General features: G+C 42.6%; 16 protein-coding genes. 7 read left to right on the top strand and 9 right to left on the bottom strand.

Translation table 11 applies throughout. From position 1 onward, the window contains the following. Positions 1-86 precede the first annotated feature (86 nt). The gene (locus FC24_RS03335; RefSeq protein WP_057873458.1) at positions 87-917 is read left to right on the top strand and encodes a YitT family protein; all 831 of its coding nucleotides are present in this window, start codon (positions 87-89) and stop codon (positions 915-917) included. Between the two features lie 43 nt (positions 918-960). Continuing rightward, positions 961-2,082, top strand: coding sequence for a glycerate kinase (locus tag FC24_RS03330; protein ID WP_057873457.1), 1,122 nt, complete (start codon positions 961-963; stop codon positions 2,080-2,082). 76 nt (positions 2,083-2,158) lie between these two features. On the opposite strand, the gene FC24_RS03325 is transcribed toward FC24_RS03330, so the two are convergent. The 5 genes from FC24_RS03325 to glpK form a co-directional block, all read right to left on the bottom strand. Further along, positions 2,159-2,683: a DUF308 domain-containing protein gene (locus tag FC24_RS03325; RefSeq protein WP_057873456.1), complete on the bottom strand. Its 525-nt coding sequence runs from the start codon at positions 2,681-2,683 to the stop codon at positions 2,159-2,161. 57 nt (positions 2,684-2,740) lie between these two features. Then, entirely contained in the window at positions 2,741-3,619 is an 879-nt protein-coding gene (locus FC24_RS03320; RefSeq protein ID WP_057873455.1) for a cation diffusion facilitator family transporter, read from the bottom strand. 211 nt (positions 3,620-3,830) lie between these two features. Continuing rightward, the gene (locus FC24_RS03315) at positions 3,831-4,550 is read right to left on the bottom strand and encodes an MIP/aquaporin family protein (protein ID WP_057873454.1); all 720 of its coding nucleotides are present in this window, start codon (positions 4,548-4,550) and stop codon (positions 3,831-3,833) included. A 15-nt stretch (positions 4,551-4,565) separates the two neighbouring features. After that, entirely contained in the window at positions 4,566-6,389 is a 1,824-nt protein-coding gene (glpO, locus tag FC24_RS03310; protein WP_057873453.1) for a type 1 glycerol-3-phosphate oxidase, read from the bottom strand. A 36-nt stretch (positions 6,390-6,425) separates the two neighbouring features. After that, positions 6,426-7,937 carry a glycerol kinase GlpK gene (gene glpK / locus FC24_RS03305; protein WP_057873452.1) on the bottom strand — a complete coding sequence of 504 codons (1,512 nt, stop codon included), beginning with the start codon at positions 7,935-7,937 and terminating at the stop codon, positions 6,426-6,428. A gap of 293 nt (positions 7,938-8,230) precedes the next feature. On the opposite strand from glpK, the gene galE reads away from it, so the two are divergent. Beyond that, complete coding sequence (galE, locus tag FC24_RS03300; RefSeq protein ID WP_057873451.1) at positions 8,231-9,220, top strand: UDP-glucose 4-epimerase GalE; 990 nt, start codon at positions 8,231-8,233, stop codon at positions 9,218-9,220. Between the two features lie 170 nt (positions 9,221-9,390). Here the strand turns inward: galE and FC24_RS03295 are convergent, their stop codons facing one another. The 3 genes from FC24_RS03295 to FC24_RS03285 form a co-directional block, all read right to left on the bottom strand. After that, on the bottom strand, positions 9,391-10,452 hold the full coding sequence (locus FC24_RS03295) for a hypothetical protein (protein ID WP_057873450.1): 1,062 nt from the start codon (positions 10,450-10,452) through the stop codon (positions 9,391-9,393). Further along, positions 10,445-11,323: a hypothetical protein gene (locus FC24_RS03290; RefSeq protein ID WP_057873449.1), complete on the bottom strand. Its 879-nt coding sequence runs from the start codon at positions 11,321-11,323 to the stop codon at positions 10,445-10,447. Before FC24_RS03290 ends, FC24_RS03295 begins: the two co-directional genes overlap by 8 nt. 186 nt (positions 11,324-11,509) lie before the next feature. Beyond that, the gene (locus tag FC24_RS03285; protein WP_057873448.1) at positions 11,510-12,862 is read right to left on the bottom strand and encodes an FAD-dependent oxidoreductase; all 1,353 of its coding nucleotides are present in this window, start codon (positions 12,860-12,862) and stop codon (positions 11,510-11,512) included. Between the two features lie 545 nt (positions 12,863-13,407). On the opposite strand from FC24_RS03285, the gene FC24_RS03280 reads away from it, so the two are divergent. The 4 genes from FC24_RS03280 to FC24_RS03265 all read left to right on the top strand — a co-directional run bounded on the left by FC24_RS03280 (position 13,408) and on the right by FC24_RS03265 (position 18,016). After that, positions 13,408-14,802, top strand: coding sequence for a Na+/H+ antiporter NhaC family protein (locus FC24_RS03280; protein ID WP_057873447.1), 1,395 nt, complete (start codon positions 13,408-13,410; stop codon positions 14,800-14,802). A 32-nt stretch (positions 14,803-14,834) separates the two neighbouring features. After that, complete coding sequence (locus FC24_RS03275) at positions 14,835-15,392, top strand: NUDIX hydrolase (RefSeq protein ID WP_057873446.1); 558 nt, start codon at positions 14,835-14,837, stop codon at positions 15,390-15,392. A gap of 57 nt (positions 15,393-15,449) precedes the next feature. Beyond that, positions 15,450-16,004 (top strand): sugar O-acetyltransferase, encoded by a 555-nt coding sequence (locus FC24_RS03270; RefSeq protein ID WP_057873445.1) that lies wholly within the window; start codon positions 15,450-15,452, stop codon positions 16,002-16,004. A gap of 356 nt (positions 16,005-16,360) precedes the next feature. After that, positions 16,361-18,016: a BCCT family transporter gene (locus FC24_RS03265; protein ID WP_057873482.1), complete on the top strand. Its 1,656-nt coding sequence runs from the start codon at positions 16,361-16,363 to the stop codon at positions 18,014-18,016. A gap of 85 nt (positions 18,017-18,101) precedes the next feature. Here the strand turns inward: FC24_RS03265 and FC24_RS03260 are convergent, their stop codons facing one another. Then, a complete protein-coding gene (locus tag FC24_RS03260; RefSeq protein WP_057873444.1) occupies positions 18,102-19,400 on the bottom strand; it encodes a hemolysin family protein in 1,299 nt (432 codons plus the stop codon). Positions 19,401-19,975: the final 575 nt, after the last annotated feature.

Below are 19,975 nucleotides of genomic sequence, written 5' to 3'. Positions count from 1 at the left end.
ACAGCTGTTTTCTGAAAATGCGCAAAAATGCATTTACCAACTTTTTCTGGCATAATGAGACCTAAATCAGAAAAAGAGGTGGCCTAATGCCGCGAATTAGCCGTTCCCAAATCCAGCAGCTCCTTTTAATCATCGTTGCGCTGGAAATTGTAGCTGTTAGTATTAATTTATTTTATGCACCACATAAAATCGCCGCTGGTGGCGTGACTGGGGTTGCCATTTTGTTTAAAGCGGCGTTTAACTGGCCAGTTTCAGTGGTTGTTTTAGTGATTAATAGTTTATTATTGATTTTAGCCTATCTTTTTTTGGAACGGGCGACTGTGGCACGAATTGCTTTTGGTAGTTTTGTGTTGCCGATTTGTTTGGCGGTGACACCACAGGTAATGGTGGTGCGCAGCCAATTATTAGCAGTGATTGTTGGTGGCATGATTTTTGCATTAGGAGTATCAATTTTATATCGGTTGGATGCTTCCAGTGGTGGCACGACGGTACCACCAATGATTTTAAAAAAATGGTTTCAAATTAAACCAGCCGTGAGTTTATTAGTTATTGATGGTCTAATTTGTTTAGGCAATTTATGGACAGCAAACTTGGAAGTTTTTATTTTAGCATTATTTTCCTTAGTGATTACTTCGCTTTTGATGTCTTACATTGAAACAGGTCTGGATCGTAAACGCGTGATTTACGTTTTGAGTGCTCATGAGGCAGCAGTTAAAGCTGCTTTAATAACTGATATGGCGCGTGGCTTGACGGCAATTCAGGTTGCTGGAGGCTATAGTGGTACACAACGGGAAATGTTAATGTTAGTAGTAGAAAATCAACGTTATCCGCAAGTCGTGAAACAAATCCATGCCATTGATCCGCAAGCATTTGTGCTTGTTCATGACGTTGCAGAAGTCCACGGTGGTATTTTATAGTGATTTGTAACACGCATCATGACGCAATGTTAGGAGTAATTTAATGAAAATTGTGATTGCAACAGATTCATTTAAAGGTAGCGGCAGTTCACAAGCTATTGGAACAGCGATTAAACAGGGCATTTTACAAGTAGCACCAACTACCCAAGTCGTCGTGATGCCAGTTGCTGACGGCGGTGAAGGAACTTTGGCCAGTTTGGTGACAGCGCATCATGGTCACTATCAAACCAGTCAAGTTACCGGGGCATTAGGGGCACCAGTGACGGCGAAGTTTGGTGTGTATGATCGAACAGCAGTGATCGAGGTGGCTGCAGCGGTAGGGCTACCCAGTGTACACGGTCATGAAGATCCGTTGCGGGCCAGTTCTTATGGTGTCGGCGAATTAATTCGTTGTGCTTTAGATACTGGGGCGCACCGTATTTTGATTGGTTTAGGCGGTAGTGCGACCAACGATGGTGGCTTAGGCATGGCGCAAGCTTTAGGCGCACATTTTTATACTAAAACTAAAGAAGAAGTCGCACCAGGATTAAATGGTTTAGATCAGGTAGTGCAACTAGACTTAACGCAATTGGATCCCCGTTTACGCCAAACGGAATTAGTTGGATTAACTGATGTACAAAATCCATTGACTGGTACACAAGGTGCAACCTATGTTTACGGACAGCAAAAGGGCTTAACCCAAGCGCAATTACCTAGTAGTGATATCACCATGCAGCGCTATGCACAGTTAGTGCAGGTACGTACCGGCATCAACGCGGCTTCTTCACTTGGCACCGGGGCTGCTGGGGGATTAGGTTTTGGCCTAGTCACGTTGTTAAAAGCAAAATTAGTTGCCGGCGCACCTTATATATTGCAACAAATCGGTTTAGCGAAACAAGTTGCAGCTGCTGATTTAGTTGTCACAGGTGAGGGTCGTCTGGATAAACAATCACTAAACGGTAAACTGCCAGCAGAAGTGGCTAAAATAGCAAAAAAGGCTGGTAAGGCAGTTGTTGCAGTAGTTGGCAGCCGTAGCTTGGCTTTAACCTCAACGCCTAACATTGATTTAGTGTTACCACTAGTTAATGAACCGTTAAGTTTAGCCGCTGCCACAGAAAAAACATTTACTTTAGCGCGCTTAGCAGGAATTAACATCATGCAGGCTTGGCGGTTAGGCCAATCATAAGTGCATTGAGCTGGATAATATAAAACACGCTTGACCAGACAGTTTCCTGTTTGATCAAGCTCACTTTTGTGTTGATTTACCGATTATGCTGAATTTGCCACCAATCGATGATTTCGCCAATACTCATTAAAATTAAAACGACACCGAAGACTTGAAAACCTAATAAAACGCTGCGGAATGGGTTAAATAATAACAAAAGACCAGCAATGATAATTAAAATGCTGTAAATGAAGCCACTCCAAGGGACAACGTTAACAAATTGACGGTGATTGTGGGTTTGGATGAATTTGAAGACGCCATAAACTAAAAGCAGCATGCCTAAGAAAAGCGGTAAAATACTAACAATGCCCCGAGCAAAAAGTAATACAAATAATGCTGCGACAATTTTGAAAAAACCGCTAGTTAAATCAGATGTATAAAATGGACTCTGCCGCCGAAGACGAAAGGCAGTGATTAAGTTTAAGCCACCGGAAATCAACAAATAAAATGAAATTAAATAAACACTAAATTGAAAAATAGCTCGCGGAAACAAGAAAATGCTGATTCCGAACACTAAATAAATCAAAGCGCGTAACCATGCGTAGCGTTGTAATGTTTGCATTGCGATCACCTTTTCCATGAAAGAAGTTGTAAGGCTATTCTACCATGAAGGGAAAGTTTAAATCGAGTTTTCTACATGGTTAAACTGCGAACAGTCGCCATATTCAATTTGGATGGTGATGTGTTGGATATTATAGTTGGTGCGTAACTGCCGGTCTAAATTGTTTAAAAAGCCATCGTTACCCTTAGCGGTATTCCGAACTAAGTGGACGCTGAGCGCATTATCAGTGGTTCCAATTGCCCAGACATGTAAGTCGTGAATTTCGGAGACCGATGGTTGGGATGTGATGCAACGCGTCACGCCATCAATGTCCACATCATTTGGGACCCCATTTAAGGATAAATTAATCGCATCACGCAATAATTCCCAAGTCCCAATTAAAATAATGATGGCGATTAAAATACTGACAACCGGGTCTAACCAAGTCCAGCTAGTAAAGAGCATGACCACACCAGCTAGGACAACACCGATAGAAACACCGGTATCAGCTGCCATGTGTAGGAACGCGCCTTTAACATTCAGGTCATCCTTTTGGCCTTTAACAAATAAAACAGTCGTAAAACCGTTGATGACCACACCGATAGCTGCAACGATGATCACCGTCCAGCCGTGTGGCGTCGTAGGTTGAAAGAGCCGTTGAACAGCTTCGGTGATGATTCCACCAATGGCGATTAACAGGAAAACCGCATTGAATAAAGCAGCTAAAATAGACGCACTTTTATAGCCATACGTGCGTTTAGCAGTTGGGGCCTTTTGACTGAGCCAAACGGCTAACCACGCAACGGCAAGTCCTAAAACATCACTGAAATTATGGCTGGCGTCGGCAATTAGCGCCATTGAATCAGTGGCAAAACCAAAGGATAATTCTGCGATAATGTAAATCATATTCAGGCTGATCCCAATAATAAATGGCGCTTGTTTTTCTTTATTTGTCAAACGCTCACCCCTCTCTTGATTTAGATTATATGAATGATTGCTCATATGTTTAATATAACAGAAAATAAAGCGCTTGCCAAGTGATTAAAAAGGCATTTTTAGCCTTGATCGCCAAAGCCGTTGTGCGCGTAAGTGTGTCTGCATAAATTAATTTTTCATAAAAAAACACTAAGTGATAACTAGTACCACTTAGTGTTTTTGCGGTTAAAATTTAAGGAATCAACGTGAATAACCAAGCGCCTAAGCCACCGCCGACCATTGGAGCGACAACGGGTACCCAGCTGTAAGCCCAATCTGAACTGCCTTTATTAGCAATTGGGAAAATTGCGTGGGTCATTCGCGGACCAAGATCCCGGGCAGGGTTAATCGCATATCCGGTGGGGCCACCTAAAGATAACCCAATCGCAAGAATCAAGACACCGACGACTAATGGGTTTAAGCCAGCGGTGAAATCTCCCCGAGTAAAGGTGAGCAGACTGAAAAGCAGCACCATCGTACCGATTAATTCACTAATAAAGTTTGCGGCGTAACTACGGATTGCCGGAACTGTGGCAAAAGTACTCAAGATGGCCTCTTGATCGTCAGTTACCCGCCAGTGTGGGCCATAATGTAACCAAACTAACGCCGCACCAACAAAACCACCGGCGATTTGAACAATGGAATATGGCAGAACGTATGCCCAAGGAAATTTACCGGCGACTGCCATGCCTAATGAAACTGCTGGATTTAAATGTCCTGGACTAAGGAAAGCAGAGGCATAAACGCCTAAAGTAACGGCAATTCCCCAACCAATGGTGATGGCTACCCAGCCAGCACCTTGGGCTTTAGATTTGTTTAAATTAACACCAGCGACGACACCGTCACCAAGTAGAACAAGAAGTGCTGTGCCGACAAATTCGCCTAATAATTGTAATGATAGCGGATCTTTCATTCTGGTCACCTCGTTTTAGTTATGCTTTAATGCGGTTAAATCAGATTCAGCAATCACTTGATCTAATTGTTGTGCTTGCCGTTGTTTTTCAGTTTCATCCCAATTTAATGCCGCTGCCATGGCGGTTAAAACAGGGGCTTTAAGGGCGTCTAAGCTTTCACGCTGGAATAATAAATGATTGGTTCGACGTAAAAAGTAGTCTACCGGGGACAACACCATTTCTTCTGTTAAGGCATAATGCAAGCTCAATGTTTCGGCCAAACTTAATCCCGGCAATGGCACTAAGTTTTGATTGAAGATGATTTTGGCATTTGTCCCGTATAAATTAGCTAGTTTTTCGGCTTCTTTTTGGGGTAAGCCTTTGGCAACACCAATTTGTGCTAGCGCCGCGATTTCTTCTGGTACTTGTGCAGGGTCTAAATCACCACCGGATACTGTTAATTGTTTAGAATTGATGGGTGCAAATTGCAAATTAAATTGTTTTGCCAGTAAATCACGAATTAATGCGACAGCACCGGCAGCCATTTTACGATAATCGGTAATTTTACCACCAGCTAAGGTGAGCAAACCATCAGATGTGACGGATAAATCACTGCCACGAGAAACAGATGATGGGTTGGTACTAGTTTCGTTTAGTGCTTTTTCTAAATGGTTAACCACTTGCTCAACATCATTGCGGCTAGCCTGCTGATTTTCATAGCGTTGAACCACATCAATTAGTGACTTGAAACTCTGGTCAGATAGTTTGCTAGGTTGGCCACCATTATAGTCTGAACTACCATTTGCAGCGATTAGCGGCCGCAAACTAGCCCAACTTGCTTCAATATCATTTAGGGTGAGCTGTGCTTGTGGGTAATGGTGGTTAATAATTTTTAATAGGTAATCCACGTCCGCCTGTTCGACAGTTGGATGGCTGAAGTCACCTTGGTAGTCAGTGTCCGTGGTACCAAAGTAAGTTTTATCACCCCGAGGAACCACGAAAGTCATCCGACCGTCGTGCATACCTGTATCAAAATAAGTCGGTTGTGGTACTGGCAGTCGGTCTGATGGCACCACCAAATGAACACCTTTAGTTGGCCGCATCTGTGGTTTGGCCGTATTTTTTGGATCCAGTTGCCGAACAAGATCTGACCAAGGGCCACTGGTATTCAAAATTAGTTTAGCGTGAATGTCGAACTCTGCGCTGCTTAATCTATCTTTAACATGAACGCCATTTAACCGGCCATTTTCACCGTGCAGCAGTTGTAACGCTTGAATCCGGCTTGCCATAATACCACCGTTTTCGTGTGCGCGTTTGATGTTTTCGATGACCAACCGGGCATCATTGTTGACAAAATCTAGGTAGACGCCACCGCCGACTAAATTTTCTGGATTTAAAAGTGGCTCGCGTTTGCGCACTTCCTCTTTAGATAACAGATAATTAACGTAGCGCGGATCTGTGACATTTGCTAGTTTGTCATATAAATCCATGGCAACTTTAACAGAAAAGCGGGTAAAAGTAGCACCTGGTTCATCGTAAATTGGCAATAACATGGGTGCTGGCCGGGGAATGTGTGGTGCAATTTGTTGGACTACTGCACGCTCTTTAACCGTATCGGACACCACTTCAACATCAAATGTTTTTAAATAACGAATGCCACCGTGAACTAATTTAGTAGAACGCGAAGAAGTACCGCCAGCAAAGTCTTGCATCTCAATTAAGCCGGTTTTAATCCCCATTTTACTAGTTTGAATGGCAACACCGGCACCGGTAATGCCGCCGCCAATAATTAAAAGGTCTAATGGTTCTGTCTTTAAGCGTGCGATGTTTTGCGCGCGGGTTGTTGCTGAAAAGGTCATGGTCATTCCTCCTCATGCGCTGTGAGCGCAGCGACGTTACTTTGCTGGACGATGTTTAAACGTTTGGGTTGCAGCAACGGCTTCTTGCCAACCACTGTATAAGTCTTGGCGTTCGGTGTCTTTCATAGCCGGTTTAAATGTTTTTCCTGGGGTGTATTCTGCCTTTAAAGCAGCAAGATCTTTCCAATACCCAACGGCTAAGCCGGCTAGAAAAGCAGCACCTAAAGCAGTTGTTTCTAAATTATGTGCCCGTTGAATCGGTGTGTTTAAGATGTCCGCTTGAAATTGCATCAAATAATCGTTTTTAGCGGCACCACCATCGACTTTTAATAATGGAATATCAATGCCGGAATCAATTTTCATGGTGTCGATGACATCGCGAGTTTGATAAGCAACGGCTTGTAAGGTGGCTTTGACGAAATCTTCGCGAGTGGTGCCCCGGGTGATGCCGAAAACAGAACCACGAGCATCGGAATCCCAGTATGGTGCGCCTAAACCGGTAAAGGCTGGAACCACGTAGATTTCATTGCTATTTTTAGAAGCTAAAGCCAGTTTTTCTGATTCTGGAGCAGTGCCAATTAACCGCATGCCATCGCGTAACCATTGAATCGCCGAACCAGCAACAAAAATACTCCCTTCAAGGGCGTAGTACACTTTGCCGTTGATTCCATAGCCAATGGTGGTTAATAAATCATGATCGGATAATTGTGGCTTTTCCCCGGTGTTCATCACGATAAAGGCCCCGGTACCATACGTGTTTTTAACCATCCCAGGCTCAAAGGCTAACTGGCCGAATAACGCCGCTTGTTGATCCCCGGCCATTCCGGCAATCGGGACTTGACTGCCATAAAAATGGTAGTCCTTAGTTTTGCCATAAACTTCAGAGTTGGGCCGTGCCTCTGGCAGCATAATTTCCGGGATGTTGAGTATTTTCAAAATTTCTTTGTCCCAAGTCAACTCATGGATATTGAACAACATCGTTCGGCTGGCATTGGAGTAGTCTGTAACGTGAACGTCGCCGCCGGTAAGTTTCCAAACAATCCAAGTATCGATAGTGCCAAAAAGCAACTCGCCTTTTTCGGCTCGTTCTTGTGCACCTGGCACGTGGTCAAGGATCCAACGAATTTTAGTGGCAGAAAAATAAGCATCGATTAACAAACCAGTTTTGTCATGAATTAAATCGCCGTATCCCTTTTCCTGTAAGTCAGTGGCAATTTGGCTGGTTTGCCGCGATTGCCAGACAATGGCGTTATAAATGGGGAGTCCGGTTTTTTTATCCCACACAATGGTGGTTTCTCGCTGGTTGGTGATGCCGATCCCAGCAATCTGGTCAGGTTTAATGCTAGATTCAATGAAAGCATTGGCAATGGTGGATAAAACGGCGTTCCAGATTTCGTTGGCATTGTGTTCTACCCAGCCCGGTTTAGGAAAATATTGCGGAAATTCACGTTGGGAATCCGCTACTTTGTTGCCTTGATGGTCAAAGATAATGGTACGGGTACTGGTTGTGCCTTCATCAATGGCTAAAATGTATTTTTCTTTAGTCACAGAAAATCATCCTCCTTAAATAGAAATCGCTTACATAACAGCTATGCATAGGATAACCGATTTTAGGGTGATTGTGAACTGATTTTTTGATAAAAATTTTGTCCTGAAAAGAATGTGTGCTGTTACACGATTTGAAACTAGCTTACCACAATGACACGTGTTATTTTAGCTTCGTTTTGTGAAAAATAAATTTTGTATATTAAATGTCGTTGATCCTGTTTTGTTGCCATAAAACCGGAAAGCATTATGTGCTACAATTAATTTGATAAGTCTTAAGAAGCAGGAGGGTAATTATGGCAATTTTAGTCGCAGGTGGTGCTGGCTACATCGGTTCCCACATGGTTGATCGTTTAATTGAAAAAGGGCAAGACGTTGTGGTGGTAGATAATTTATCGACAGGACATTTAGCTGCCATTAACAAAAAAGCCCGTTTTTATCAAGGTGATACGCGGGACAAAGCATTTTTGACCAATGTGTTTGAACAAGAAAAAATTACGGGTGTGATTCATTTAGATGCGTTTTCCTTGGTAGGAGAGTCAATGACGGACCCGCTGAAGTATTTTGACAACAATATTTATGGCATGATTGTCTTGTTAGAAGTTATGAAAGAACAAGGCGTTAAGTACATGGTCTTTTCATCTACCGCTGCAACTTATGGTCAGCCGCAAAGTGAGTTGATTACGGAAAATGATCCGCAAGTACCGATTAACCCATATGGTGAAAGTAAGCTCAGTATGGAGAAAATGATTCACTGGGCTGATAAAGCTTATGGCATTAAGTTTGTTGCACTGCGGTACTTCAACGCTGCAGGGGCAAAAGCTGATGGCAGTATTGGTGAAGATCACCGGCCAGAAACACATTTAATTCCGATTATTTTACAAGTTGCTGCCGGGCAACGGGCACAGTTGCAGATTTTTGGCGATGATTATAACACCCCTGACGGCACCAATGTTCGTGATTATGTCCACGTACTAGATTTAGCGGATGCCCACATTTTAGCGCTGAAATACTTAAAAGCTGGTCATCCTAGCCGGGCCTTTAACTTAGGCTCATCTACCGGCTTTTCCAATAAACAAATGTTGGAAGCAGCACGCAAAGTTACAGGCAAACCAATTCCGGCTAAAATTGCTCCGCGGCGTGGCGGAGATCCCGATTCATTAGTCGCAGATAGCCACCAAGCCAGAGAAAAATTAGGTTGGCAACCCCAATATGATAACGTAGAAGACATTATTAAAACTGCCTGGGCGTGGAAACAAAAGCACCCACAAGGCTATAACGATTAAAAAAGAGTGACGGAAGAAGCTGTCTTCTCAGTCACGTTTAATGGTAACGTTCAGCATTAAAAGGTAGGGGCTGGGCGACAATAGCTACCTGCAACAGAATGCTTTATTATAAAAAAAGGCGCAGCGAACCATGCAATATAGTCCGCTGCGCCTTTTTAGTTTAAATTGAGTTACTTTTTACTTGCTGTTGCCAAGGTTTTTTCAAGCCACTGACCCAAAAATGGATAAGTTTTACAAAGTTCATAAATTTGTGTGTTTTCGTCTGGATACTGCAGTGTCAGCGTTTCGGCAACAGAATCAACATCGAGCCCCAAGGCTTGTTTGTTCGGTAATTCTAATTGATAATGTCCGCTATCCTTGCCTGCTCGCATTAAAATATTGTGGCTAGAAGCCAGAACAAATAAATCATCGAGACAAGGCAGGGCATCGATGGCGACAGCTTCAACCGTTAACGTTAACGTCTGGTTGGTTAACTCTGGTAAGTGTTTGGCTTGCCAGCTAAATGTGCCTTGGCTAGATAAATTGGTTTTACCCAGATCTGTCACGTCGTTATCGGATTCATCGGTAACTTGATAGTGGCGTACGGCATAGTGGTTGATTTCCAAGTTAATTTTTACCGGGGTAGCCACATTATTGCTGACCTTTAACGTGGAAGTCATGGTTTTGGTTTCAGGAAATTGAATGTTGAAATGCAAACCATTAACTGGTTGCAAGATCGTTTCTTGTGGTGATAAAAATCGTAGATCAGCTTCATAAAGCAAATTAATCATTTTCAGCAAAGCAGGAAACATCTGATCGGTTAATAAGTAATGTGGCTTTTCAGCGTTAAGATCTGCTAATTGCGGTAAATGATGGGCCGTCAGGTGGGCGTTTGTCTGCATAGCTTGGTCAATGGTAAATAATAGGTGATTAGCCCCTTGATCGTCCGCGTAGTTAACGTGAATTGCTGTGCCATGTTCTTGTTGCGTCACTTGTAGCCATAAATGCGCTAATAATTCAGAATCGCCAATGGTCTCAGCTTCATTGAAACTTTCCCACAATTTGTCCATGAATAGGCGTGTGTAGCTTGCACCAAATTCAGCTAATGCGGCGTCATTATGCGCCCAGTGGGGATCATCGGTCAGTAATTGCCGCTTTTGACGGTACAGTTGAATTAATGCTTTCCTTGTTTTAGCAATTGCGGCTGGTGCTTTGATGATGTCACGCAATTTTGGCTGTTTAAAATTAAGCATTATCATCATCACTCCCTTTTTGTGCTGCTAATTGTGGGCCCGCTTCAAGGCTTGCCATGTAGCTATCTGCAATGTGTTGCAATGAATTTTCAAATTGTGTTACTGAGCTGTATTGGCTCATGATGGCTTGGTATTCATAGTTTGTCACAGCAGCTTTAACCTGTAATTGCCGTTTTTCTTCATCGTAACGTGCTTGAGCCGCGGCACGTTCAGTTTTTAATTGTGCTTGTAAGTTAGCGATGGTACCATTTTCTGGTGTTTGCGGTTTTTCCGCTGTCTGGCTATCTGGTTGGTCGATTAAATTTTTCATCAAACCTTTAAAACCACCACTGCTATTCCGGTCACGACTGCTACGCGTCGGGGCCTCTGGTTGTTCTGCTTCTTGGTGCTGTGCTTTTTCCAACTGGCTTTGCAGGTGGTCTGCATCAGCAAAAATATCATCGTGCAAACTGGCTAGCCGTTTCTTTAAATAATTTTCGGGATCGGCCGCGTAATTTTCTAAATCAGGTAAAATTTGCCGTTCTTCATCAGCGTACTGCATGATTTGCCGCGTCCAAACGTCAAGTACCCCGAATTGCCGCCGGTGGTACCAATCACCAAACATCACGACGCCATCAGAACTAATTTCGAAAAATGGAATGTAAGTTTGTAACCACTGAATGAGCCCCTTTTGTAAATAGGCACGTAACTCAGCTTGTGCTTGTTTGTCATAGGCTAAAATGTAGCCTGGAACTTCAGATAAGTCGAGCCGTAATGCATCAGCGGTTGCATCAATTCCCCGATAAAGATCAAGGTCTGAATGATCACGCCACGCTGCTGCAAAATTGGTAAAGAACCGTTTTTGATAATCTAAGGATTTTTCAATACTCACGGTAAAATTCCCCCCAGCGATTTGTTTTTGCTCTTGTTACCATTCTACAGCTTTTACTATTCACTTGAAAAGCTTTATCCCTAAAAGTACCATATGAAGTTCACAAACGCGAGTCACAAAAAAAGCAGCCTTAATCGCTGCTGAAATAAGGTGATCAGCGCAATTAAAGCTACTTTTTAAATGTTATTATTCAGCACGCTGTGCTTTTTGTGCCGCAACGTTGATGATGTTCCAAGGCCGGTCAAAACCAGGTTGGAAGAAGAAGTCTGCATAAGCAAGGTCGTCAATGGTCATTTTACCTTGAATAGCTAAGGAAATGGCATTGATGTTAGCTGTGACGTCTTCAGTTGACATGATTTGTGCACCTAAAACCCGACCAGTTTTCGGGTCGTAAGTCAATTTAAACATGACTTTAGCGTTGTGCGCTTTTTCAGGAACAAATGGTGGCCGGTAAGTGTCCGTGACGAAAACAGATTTTGTGCTGACGTCAAAATTGTGGGCAGTGCCTTGTTTGATCCCTGTAGAAGCGAATTTGTAGTCGAAGACAGATAGCGCAGAAGAACCAGAAACGGCTGGTACTGGATACTTCGCTTCAACTAAGTTCTTAGCAGCAAAGCGACCTTGGCGCCGTGCGTTCGTTGCTAAGGCGATCCGGGATGTGCCACCTGTTGGCGCAAAGCGAACTAAGGTTGCGTCACCAACTGCGAAAATGTCTGGCTGACTAGTCCGCATGTATTCATCTGTTTTGATGAGGCCTTTGTCGTCTAAGTCAATGACGTCTTTTAACCAAGCGGTATTTGGTTTGATACCAGCAGCTTCAACCACAAGGTCAGCTGGATAAGCAGCCTGGTCCGTAACAACTTCTGTTACTTTGCCATCTTTACCATTAAAGCGTTGAACAGACTGGCCTGCTGCAGGATAAATATTATGGGCAGCCATTTCTTTAGTCAAGACATCAGTAAATTCAGTATCTAGATATAAGCTTAGTAAGCGTGGTAGTAAATCAATGATGGTCACATGTTTACCAGCCTTAGCAAAGACTTCTGCAGCTTCGATGCCAATATAGCCAGAGCCGATTACCACAACGTTTTTTACGTTAGGGTCAACTGTTTTAGCCTTTAATTTAATGGCCCAGTCACGACCACGCATCGCGTAGATGTTAGCCAGTTCTTTACCAGGCATTGGTAACATGGCTGGTACGGCACCTGGACTGAGAATTAATTTATCATATTTTTCGTCCCGTTCGCTGTCATTATTGTGATTTTGAACGTGAACGGTATGTGCTTTAGGATCGATTGCCGTGATTTCTTCACGTGTATAAACGGCAACACCTTTTGCCCGCATTTTTTCGGGAGTTGCGTAGCTCACTGAGTTAACATCTTTGACAACGCCTTCAAGGTACAGCTGCATACCGCAAGAAAGGAACGATAAGAAGTCACCTTTTTCGTACCATTGAATTTCAGTGTCTGGATTGTCCGCCAAAATTTCACGGACTGCTTCATAACCACCGTGTGATGAACCAACTACGATAACTTTCATGAATTAACCTCCTACTAAAATATGTTACTAGTTGAACGTATTCAACCAACACCCTCATTATAGGACAGTCTGCCTTAAATTAAAACTAATAATGACTATGATTGATTATAAATTTTACACAATTTAATTGCGATTTGAAAGTGGTTTCAAATTTAGCGCTGAATTTGTCGTTGACAGTGGTGCTGACAAATGATAGGCTACAACTAATTTAATAACGAATTATCCAAAATACTGATTAGTTAATTTATCTGGGTGTCAGGAAGTCGGTGGTTGCTGCGAACCGATCAGGGTGAGTTGATGAAATACGATTTTGATTCTTTTCTGGTTTAAAGCACCATTAGCAGCTTTTTTAAGTGGAGTTTGAACTCAATTTGGGTGGTACCACGGCTTTTAGTCGTCCCTGTTGCATTTTTTGCAGCAGGGACGTTTTGTTTTGTGATGATGGATGGGAGGCAGGTTGATGCTACAACATTGTGGAGGAAAGGCCCGTTATTGTGTGTTTAATCAATGGTAGTTCGGATTAAACAAACGGGAGGCATTATGATATGCAAAATAAAATTCGACCGCTTTCTTTTTGGGAGGCAGTGATTGTATTAATTTTAGTACTGGGTATTATGGGTGTTGGTGTGATTGGTTTAGGTATTTCACCACAAGTTCCTGTCATGCTAGCTTTAGGCTTTGTCATTGTCTGGGCGCGTTGGCGGCACGTCGATTGGGCAACTGTGAATGTTGGCGTGGTCGAAGGCATTGAAAAAGGAATCATTCCGATTTTTATCTTTATTTTAATTGGGGCGATGATTAGTACTTGGATCGCAGCCGGCACCATTCCGACTTTAATGGTGATTGGGTTTAAATTAATCAGTGTCAAGTGGTTTTTGCCGTCTGTATTTATTGCTTGTGCACTAGTGGGAATGGCAGTTGGCAGTACGTTTACTGTGGTATCGACAGTTGGTCTCGCTTGTTTTGGCATGGGGCTAACCATGGGTCTCAATCCAGCTTTAGTCGCTGGTACCATTATTTCTGGCAGTGTTTTTGGCGATAAATTATCCCCCTTATCGGAAACCAATAATTTAACTTCTGCAGTGATGGGCCTTAATTTATTCACCCATATGCGTAATCTGTTTTGGTCGATTTTCCCGGCAGGCGCTATTAGTTTGATTTTAGTAACTATTTTAGGCCACACTACTGCCACCGTGAGCTGGACACGAATTCAGCAAACAGTCACGGTTTTGCAGCAATCATTTAAGCTTTCTTTTTTGGCACTAGTGCCGATTATTTTGATTTTTGCTTGTGTCATTTTGAAGATGCCAGCCATTCCAACCATGTTGTTAAATATTTTTGTGTCGGCAGTTTTGCTGTTAATTGAGCACCCCAATTTGGCTCTGAAACATTTAGCACACATTATTACGGATGGTTATGTGGCGCACACTAGCAGTGCTAGTGTCAACCAACTTTTGTCCCGCGGTGGCATCATCAGCATGATGCCAACTGTTGCGTTGATTGTACTTACATTATCGTTAGGTGGTTTATTAGTTAAGTTTGGTTTGATTGAGGCAGTGATGACACCGATCGCAGAAAAATTAACCAGTGACGGCAAGCTGGTTTTCGCTGCTCTGGCGGCTAGTATCGGTGTTAATCTTTTTGTTGGTGAACAGTTTCTTTCTATTATATTACCTGGGCGCGCGTTTAAAACAGCTTTTCAACAAGGTGGCTTAACTAATGGTGCTTTAGGGCGGGTACTAGAAGATGGCGGTACGGTAGTCAATTACTTGGTCCCTTGGAGTGTCGGTGGTGTCTTTTTAGCCAACACACTAGGGGTGGCGACGATTGATTACTTGCCATTTACTTTCTTTAGTTTATTATGTCCGGTGATGTCGTTAATTAGTGGTTTTGCAGGAATTGGACTACAACACTTGAAACCTCAGCTTAAGTCGCTATAATAGATACAAGTGTGTAAAAGCGAGGCGATTCAATGGATTGGACAAACGCTGGACGCACTGGGAAGATTCAAGCGGAGAAACAGTTGTATCACGGGCCCATTTTCAAACTGGTGCAGCGGCAAATTAAAACGCCAGACCAGCTAACAGTGTCCCGTGATGTTGTTTTACATCAACCAGCCGCGGCAATTTTAGCTTTAACAGCAGATCACCAAGTGGTTTTAAACACGGAATTTCGTGCAGGGGTGAATCATGAAAGCCTATCATTGCCGGCTGGTTTGTTAAATCCAGGTGAAGATCCCATCACTGCGGCCAAGCGTGAATTGCACGAAGAAACAGGTTATATTGCTCATGATTTACACAAATTAACAACCATCACTTCTTCAGAAGGATTTACAGACGAACGGGTCACATTGGTTTTGGCAAAAATCGACCCACAAGAAAAAATTGCCACGAATTTTGACCGTGATGAGTTTGTTAACAGTCAACTGATTCCATTAACACAATTAGTTGATTTGATTAAAGCAGGGACCGTACAATCAGCGCAAACTGTGGCTGCGGTCAGTTACTATACCGCTTTTTATCAACCGTGATAAATAGCGGCTTTTAAGCACCTAAACATTTACTGGGAAGTGTGATAAGCTAATAATATGATAAAACTATCAGAGCGTGAAAAGATGTCTCTTGGGGAGCCCTATAATCAGTTTGACCCTGAGCTGATCCAACGGCGTAAAATGATGCGCAAGCAGCTGCAGGAGATTAATCAAATTGATGATAATGAAGAGCGTAACCAACGTTTTATGGCGTTACTCGGAGATGCGGGAGATGACTTTTTCGTTGAGAGTGATTTTAAATTTGATTACGGATTTAACATTCACATCGGCGATCATTTCTATGGTAACTACGATTTAACGCTTTTAGACACTTGTCCGATTACGATTGGGGATCATTGCTATTTTGGGCCAGATGTTGGCCTTTATACACCAGTCCATCCGCTTGATGCTGAACAACGGAATGCAGATGTTGAAATGGGCGCACCCATCACAATCGGTAATAGTTGCTGGTTTGGTGGTCGGGTGACCGTTTTACCAGGTGTGACGCTAGGTGATGAAGTGGTTGTTGGTGCTGGCTCTGTAGTGACAAAATCATTTCCAGATAAGGTCGTGATTGCCGGTAATCCAGCAAGAGTTATTAAAGAACTTTAAAATTGTTGTCCGTTAGCGAAGATATTTAAAAGTTAAAGGTCACGAATTCCTTGTACGATTGAGCCATCCTTTGATTTTGGCTCAATGTAATTCAATTCCAAAAAACAGAAAGAAGGCAATACTGCGACTGAAAGTCACCTAGGACGAGAGTCGATCCTCTCGCGTGGCACTATGTGTACCGGTGATTAAGGATGAATCCGGGAATTAACGACTGGGGACTGGGCGTGCGTACTTGAAGGCGTTAAGCCAACTCAAGCACACTTAATCAATGATGAGTATGTGCGTAGAAGTTTAAGTAGCAAGACCCATTCCAGGACGAAACAGTAATTTTCCTCTAGGGCATGTCGGTTGTGGGCATGTTTTCAGGGCGCAGGTTTATAATTTTAAAAGCAAAAAAAATTGATCGAACCGTTTTTATACCAACTGTCATTTTATTCATGTTGATGTCCTTGGTACTTTTGTTAGGCGGCCACTCACTACAACATTGGTTAGCCGCTTTAATGGATGGTATTACGGCCAACATGGGCTGGTTATTCTTCGGCGTGTATCTCTTGAACTTCGCTTTTTTTGTTTATTTGGCGTGCAGCCACTTTGGGCGGATTCGCCTAGGTAAAGCGACTGATAAACCAAGATTTAATAATTTTCAGTGGGGTAGTATGGTGTTTGCAACGGCAATTGATGCCAGCATTTTAATGTTGAGCATGGTTGACCCATTGCGTGCGGTTGCGCATCCAGCGTTTAACCTGAAGCCATTTTCTAATGCTGCCTATTTAAATGCGACGATGATTGGCCAGTTTGATTGGGGTCCGATGGCGTGGATGATGTTTTCTGCCGGGACCATTGCCATTGCTTATGCAATTTACAATAAGCACCGGAAAGTTCAACGCTTAAGTGAGGCGATCACCTTATTGGATGGTCAGCAGCGCTATAAAAAGATATTGCGGACCTTTGTTGATTTTCTAGTTGTTGTCGGCATTATGGGTGGTATTGGTTCTTCGGTTGGCCTAGAAATACCAATTCTATCCACTGTTATTCACAGTTTTACAGGAATTCCAGATAATTTTGGCTTAAAATTAGCACTTTTTGCAATTCTCTTTGTTTTATTTGCAGTGACGGTGTTTGCTGGTTTAGAAGGTGGCATTGACCGTTTAAGTGCCGCACACATCTGGACTGCTATCGGCTTTTTGATTTTTGTTTTCATTGTTGGTCACACTGGCTTTTTAAGCCGTTTAGAATTAGGCAACTTGGGTAACCTAGTTACCCGTTACTTACCGTTGAGTACTGGTACGGTAGGTAAAGGTGCGATGACGACAAATGCTAACACCATTTTTTATTGGGGTTGGTGGTTGTCTTACATGCCATTCACCGGGTTGTTTATCGCTAAAATTTCTAAAGGCCGGACAATCCGGCAAGTGATCGTTGGCATGCTTATCTTTGGTGCATTAGGTTGCATGAGCTTCTATGCTGTTTTAGGTGGTTATTCACTATTCTTGCAACATAGCGGTGCGGTTAACTTGGTTCACATTTTAAATACCCAAGGACAGGCAGCAGTGATTGCTAAAGTAATTAGCACACTACCATTTAAAGTAGTCGTTTTGATTTTTTATAGTTTATCTTGTTTCATTTTCTTGGCCACAACGATTTCTTCTTCAGCATTCATTGTTTCTTCATTAACCAGCTTGAAATTAAAAGTTGGTGAGGAACCTAGCCGGTTTAACCGGATGATCTGGGTTGGTGTGTTCATCATCTTCTCAATGGGGATTGTCGTTGTTGGTGGTTTCAAGACTGTCCAGACGATTTGTACGTTAGCAGGGTTGCCGCTTATCTTTGTCTGTGTCTTGTTAATAGGTTCCATTGTCCAAATGGTTCGGCAAGATCAAACAGTTTATGCAACTCGGCGGACACGTGCCAGTCTCGAGCGCGATGCGGAAGTACAGGTCAAACAGTTACGGCGGACGAAACAAAAGCGGCAAACAGGTCGTGGACGCTTAGCGCCGCCAATTCGGTATTAAAATTAGGTAGTTTAAGTTATAAATAAAAAAGAAGCTGCAACAAAAGAGTTACTTTTGTTGCAGCTTCTTTTTATTTAGGTAGCTATTAGGCTGCTTGGCTAACGTTTAACCAAGTGATGTGCTGGTTAGCATTCTTTTTAATGATGGTAAAGGTAAACGGAGCAACTTGAATTTTTGCGCCAATTTCGAGTGTTGGTTCTTGTTCTAATAGGAATCCGGCCAAGGTAACGGCATTGCGTTCCTTAAAAGCAGGTATTTGAGTTTTAAATGCAATTTCAAAATCATTGAGTGTCATTTTTGCGTTGACTTGATAGCTGCCATCGGTTTGTTTTTGCACGTAATCTTGTTCGCGTTCATTTTCATCTTGGATGTTGCCTAATAATTCTTCATTAATGTCCTCATCGGTGACAATACCTGAAGTGCCACCGTATTCGTCAACCACTAAGGCAAACGGCGATTTTGTCCGCACCATTTGGCGGTAGATGTTATTGATCGGCATGTTCTCAGCTACCCGGGCAATTGGGCGAATTAAAGGCTGCAAAGCCGTGTCAGCTGCAATTGCGTTTTGCTTGGCTAAATCATGAGCAAAAACGTAACCAGAGATACGATCACGATCTTGACCTTTCATGACGGGGAAACGGGTTAAGCCAGTTTTAAGGTACTGTTGGTAAGCTGTTGCCACATCGACCTGATCGCTAATAAAATTGACAGAAGTGCGATCCACCATCACATCCCGAGCTACCCGGTCATTAAATGCAAAACTGCGAGCAACAAAAGTGGCATCAGCCGGTTCGAGGGTACCGCCTTGAACGGCCTGTCGGGTTAAGCCCAAAATTTCAGCTTGCGTTAAAATATCTTCGCTTTCAGTAGCGACGGTATAGCCTAATGCTTTTAGGACCAGTGCAGCAGACCAGTTCATCAGCCAAATTAGCGGAAAAGCGATTTTTTGAAAGCCGTGAACTGGCCGGGTAATCAGCAAAGCGATTTTATTTGGCTGATCAATGGCCATTGATTTAGGGACCAATTCGGTTAAAACCACTTCTAAATAAGTCAAAATAATGATGCTGACGGTCGCTAATAACCAATTTTCTGGTAAATGAATGCCAATTAATGCAAACAAACGAACCAACGTTTCTGATAGCGTGCTTTCCCCAATAGCCCCCATTAAAATCCCAGTAAAGGTGATGGCGACCTGTGTTGTGGACAGCGTATCATTTAATTTATCCAGTAATTGTAACGTAATTTTTGCGGTTTGGTTACCTTTTTTGTGCAGTTCTTTTAAATAGGTGGGTCTGACCTTGAGAACAGAAAATTCAGCAGCAACAAAAATTGCGGCAACCAAGCCGACAAGGATGATACCAATCCAGTTCAATAATAAAGCCATACGCTTTCCTCCAATGTATTCAGCGTCCTAAAACTAGTGTAATGGTTTTGAGCTAAAACAGCTAGAATTATCGCACTAAAGACCTAGATAAAACTCATTAATAAGCGTGTTCTAAATTCTTTAAGTTTTAGTTAAGCTAAAATAGTAACGTACTTAAGTAAGAACACGACATTCAAAACATATTTGTTCGGTATGATTAAAAATGATAAACACGTGGATGATTAACAGGAGGTTGAAACCATGCGCCTATTAAAACGGTTTGATTTTTGGCTGGCTATCGTATTTATTGGGTTATTTCTAATGAGCTTACCCAGCACAGTGGAAGATCTCCACTGGCCAAGCCTAATGCTAACAGCATCAGGTGCACTGATAGCAAGCATAAGCGCAACAAGGGGAATATAAAAAGAGTGCAACAGAAAGTGGGAGCTTCTGAGTACTAAGCATAAATTAATCGAACACGCTGATAGATTTGAGAAGCAATCAGTTAAATTAAACCAATTAGAAAAAACAATCGACAAGGATTATCATCAGACTAACTAATTCTTGAGACAAAGATTTTAGAATTTAGATGCTCA

This window comes from Loigolactobacillus rennini DSM 20253 (assembly GCF_001436505.1).
GTDB classification, from domain to species: domain Bacteria; phylum Bacillota; class Bacilli; order Lactobacillales; family Lactobacillaceae; genus Loigolactobacillus; species Loigolactobacillus rennini.
This window is presented reverse-complemented; position numbering and strand designations above follow the sequence as displayed.

Excerpts from the sequence above, each read along its gene's own strand:
- FC24_RS03335 (WP_057873458.1), top strand. The coding sequence starts at position 87 with ATGCCGCGAATTAGCCGTTCCCAAATCCAGCAGCTCCTTTTAATCATC.
- FC24_RS03330 (WP_057873457.1), top strand. The coding sequence starts at position 961 with ATGAAAATTGTGATTGCAACAGATTCATTTAAAGGTAGCGGCAGTTCA.
- FC24_RS03325 (WP_057873456.1), bottom strand. The coding sequence starts at position 2,683 with ATGCAAACATTACAACGCTACGCATGGTTACGCGCTTTGATTTATTTA.
- FC24_RS03315 (WP_057873454.1), bottom strand. The coding sequence starts at position 4,550 with ATGAAAGATCCGCTATCATTACAATTATTAGGCGAATTTGTCGGCACA.
- glpO (WP_057873453.1), bottom strand. The coding sequence starts at position 6,389 with ATGACCTTTTCAGCAACAACCCGCGCGCAAAACATCGCACGCTTAAAG.
- galE (WP_057873451.1), top strand. The coding sequence starts at position 8,231 with ATGGCAATTTTAGTCGCAGGTGGTGCTGGCTACATCGGTTCCCACATG.
- FC24_RS03295 (WP_057873450.1), bottom strand. The coding sequence starts at position 10,452 with ATGCTTAATTTTAAACAGCCAAAATTGCGTGACATCATCAAAGCACCA.
- FC24_RS03285 (WP_057873448.1), bottom strand. The coding sequence starts at position 12,862 with ATGAAAGTTATCGTAGTTGGTTCATCACACGGTGGTTATGAAGCAGTC.
- FC24_RS03280 (WP_057873447.1), top strand. The coding sequence starts at position 13,408 with ATGCAAAATAAAATTCGACCGCTTTCTTTTTGGGAGGCAGTGATTGTA.
- FC24_RS03275 (WP_057873446.1), top strand. The coding sequence starts at position 14,835 with ATGGATTGGACAAACGCTGGACGCACTGGGAAGATTCAAGCGGAGAAA.
- FC24_RS03270 (WP_057873445.1), top strand. The coding sequence starts at position 15,450 with ATGATAAAACTATCAGAGCGTGAAAAGATGTCTCTTGGGGAGCCCTAT.
- FC24_RS03265 (WP_057873482.1), top strand. The coding sequence starts at position 16,361 with ATGTTTTCAGGGCGCAGGTTTATAATTTTAAAAGCAAAAAAAATTGAT.
- FC24_RS03260 (WP_057873444.1), bottom strand. The coding sequence starts at position 19,400 with ATGGCTTTATTATTGAACTGGATTGGTATCATCCTTGTCGGCTTGGTT.